Consider the following 2,440-nt stretch of genomic DNA (forward strand, 5'->3'; position numbering starts at 1 on the left):
ACTGCTGAATTCACTGTCGGCGAAGGTAAGTTGATGACTCATGATGAACCCTGTTCCATGGCTCCAGATGACAAACATGATCTCATATCAGGGACTTGTTCGCACCTTCCCTAGAAGCCGTCAGGATGCTCTTATTAAGCTACAAGCCCTATTTGGCTTCTGTGTTAATAAACGAGACTGGTTACAGTCGAATCCTGTTAGGGGAATGCTGTTTAATAAAATTGAAACTGTTAATACCAAGACGGAAATAGCACCTGTTACTTATCAAGAAGCTATCAGTTCAGCGTATGTTAATAATTACAAAGGAAAGCTGAAGGAGCTATTAATGATCTTATGGATCACTGGAATGAGGATAGGTGAAGCTAATCAATTACGTCCAGAGGATTTCAGAGAAGTAGATGGTGTACGATGCATAAGCATCAATACAGAGAATGGGAAGACAGTTAAATGTGATAGCAGTGTTAGGAATATCCCCATCAATAGCCATTTAAACTAGCTGTACGAAGATCTGAGAGCACTTCCTAAAGGGAAGGTGGTATTGGGTTGGAATAAGAATAATGCAGCAGCAAGCCGTGTAGCTAACGCATTTAAGCAATTTGGCTTAGATCACAGTACACATGATTTCCGTATGTCACTGAGTAATAGACTGAGGGATATTGAGGTAGCTGACTCTGTTAGATATGCAATATTAGGTCATAGCAACACTGTTACAACAGACCGTGTATATCAAACTAGGAAGCCACTTATTCAAATGCAGAAAGCTTTAGAGAAGGTGTGTTAAGCATGGAAACAATTAGATGGATTGGAACTATCACTGTTATGTTGATTTTAACAGGGACATTCATAGCTATTGGATGGAAGGTATTGAAAGATCATTTCAACTATGTGCTAGCAGGAATAGTGATAGTTATGGGATGGTTGCTTATTCAATATGTAGCAATACCATTCTTTAGTATGGTGGGAGTAGGGATAGGAATAGTGATTATATTGTTAATCATATTGATATTGAAATAAACATTACTAAGTAGGTAGGCCTATAGGGGGAGTAGTATAATAATTATATATTATTCCCCTGAGTAATTTTTAAGTAACACCTACGCTTGATTATATACTTGATTCCGGTTTAAAAATTCTGATAGGCATCCTTGCCTCAAGACTACAGCTTCAAATCTTAGAAATTGTAACGTTATCTTTAATTTCAATTATCTTGCTATCTGCAAAAATTGGAGCAGTTTCTTTATTACCGTTAACAGCGTAACAAGCCTCCATAACAGTATTCTCAGATTTACTATAACCTTTTAAATGAAACTGAAGCTCTTCATCTATATGCTTGATAGTAGTACCAGTACGATAGGAAGTATTGTATATGTTACTACAAAAATAATTTGTAGTAAGATCAGTTCTATACAGCTCTTCTAAGAGAAGTTGATTGGTTTTAATCATAAACCTAGCATCGTACAGATTATCCTTAAGCTCATTTTTTGTTTCAATGAGCATGGCATTCAATTTAATCAGTTCATCATTAAGCTTTTCCATCTTTTTGCTATTAATAACTGCAAGATAGATGATAACCAATACCATTAAGAATCCTACCCAAAGTGGAAGATACATTTTTATTCTCCAAATCGTTCAATAATTTTGGTTTGCTTTAGTCATTTCTTCCTGAATATTTATATTCAAGATTTGAGTAATCATACTTTTGGCATTGCTGGTATATGGCCTCCCTAACAAGGGAGATTCCTTCATCGTAGAAATTACCGCTATTCCAACGAGTCCATCTGTCGTCATAAATCCACTCACCGAACATATGCCTAGCTAAATTTTTTTTGTCTTGATCACACAAGGTTTCAACACAGTTACTACGATCACAAGCCAATAATGTAGCAGCACGTTCAAACTCATAACGAGCTAACCCCCACTCTCTGTAAAACTTGATGAAGTTATTTTTATAGGTTAATCCCCAATTCCAAAGTAGACCAATAGCAATAGCTAAAATCACCAATGCCCAAATTGGAATGTACATTATGCATCTCCTAACAGATCAATCACACCTTGATACCACTCTTCAAAGATCTCATGGTGTCTACGAGTAGGATGGACACTAAGCCATACCATCTCTAACCAAAGAGCTTTGATATCTTCTGGTGGGTCATATGTGATAATCACGTCACTACTAGAAGCACCTCTAGCAATCATGCTCATAGCTTCAATGTGATTGCCATTAAACGAACGATAAGACTCATATTCATTCAGCTGGTTGATCACTTCTACAAGTCTCATGCTCATAGTCCTAGCACCTTCTTGATGGTAGCTGCTGTAGGCCAACTGATGTAGCCCCCTGAAACACCAGACAGTAGCTGTATCTCCAGATAAGAGATAGGCTTGAATATATGTCTAACACTAACACCAATTTTGAGATGACCGGGATCCTGTTAGGGCA

The 2,440-nt window shown here is 37.3% G+C and carries 5 protein-coding genes; 2 read left to right on the plus strand and 3 right to left on the minus strand.

Annotated features, from left to right (window positions below):
* Window positions 1–40 precede the first annotated feature (40 nt).
* Together FHC52_RS22395 and FHC52_RS22400 are read left to right on the plus strand one after the other, a co-directional pair.
* Window positions 41–496, plus strand: a complete 456-nt coding sequence (locus FHC52_RS22395; protein WP_220420278.1) for a site-specific integrase — start codon at window positions 41–43, stop codon at window positions 494–496.
* Between the two features lie 287 nt (window positions 497–783).
* Window positions 784–1,014 carry a hypothetical protein gene (locus tag FHC52_RS22400; protein ID WP_126288112.1) on the plus strand — a complete coding sequence of 77 codons (231 nt, stop codon included), beginning with the start codon at window positions 784–786 and terminating at the stop codon, window positions 1,012–1,014.
* Between the two features lie 150 nt (window positions 1,015–1,164).
* On the opposite strand, the gene FHC52_RS22405 is transcribed toward FHC52_RS22400, so the two are convergent.
* From FHC52_RS22405 to FHC52_RS22415, 3 genes are read right to left on the minus strand one after another with little or no spacing between them, the layout of a single operon-like run.
* Window positions 1,165–1,611 (minus strand): hypothetical protein, encoded by a 447-nt coding sequence (locus FHC52_RS22405; protein ID WP_126288114.1) that lies wholly within the window; start codon window positions 1,609–1,611, stop codon window positions 1,165–1,167.
* Window positions 1,612–1,648: 37 nt separating this feature from the next.
* Window positions 1,649–2,023, minus strand: a complete 375-nt coding sequence (locus FHC52_RS22410) for a hypothetical protein (protein WP_126288116.1) — start codon at window positions 2,021–2,023, stop codon at window positions 1,649–1,651.
* On the minus strand, window positions 2,023–2,286 hold the full coding sequence (locus tag FHC52_RS22415) for a hypothetical protein (protein WP_126288118.1): 264 nt from the start codon (window positions 2,284–2,286) through the stop codon (window positions 2,023–2,025). Before FHC52_RS22415 ends, FHC52_RS22410 begins: the two co-directional genes overlap by 1 nt.
* Window positions 2,287–2,440 lie beyond the last annotated feature (154 nt).

The sequence above is a fragment of the Enterobacter sp. EC_64 genome (genome assembly GCF_019584165.1).
GTDB classification, from domain to species: domain Bacteria; phylum Pseudomonadota; class Gammaproteobacteria; order Enterobacterales; family Enterobacteriaceae; genus Enterobacter; species Enterobacter roggenkampii.

Coding starts and splice junctions, on each gene's coding strand:
- FHC52_RS22405 (WP_126288114.1), bottom strand. CDS start 1,611: ATGTATCTTCCACTTTGGGTAGGATTCTTAATGGTATTGGTTATCATC.
- FHC52_RS22400 (WP_126288112.1), top strand. CDS start 784: ATGGAAACAATTAGATGGATTGGAACTATCACTGTTATGTTGATTTTA.
- FHC52_RS22410 (WP_126288116.1), bottom strand. CDS start 2,023: ATGTACATTCCAATTTGGGCATTGGTGATTTTAGCTATTGCTATTGGT.
- FHC52_RS22395 (WP_220420278.1), top strand. CDS start 41: ATGATGAACCCTGTTCCATGGCTCCAGATGACAAACATGATCTCATAT.
- FHC52_RS22415 (WP_126288118.1), bottom strand. CDS start 2,286: ATGAGCATGAGACTTGTAGAAGTGATCAACCAGCTGAATGAATATGAG.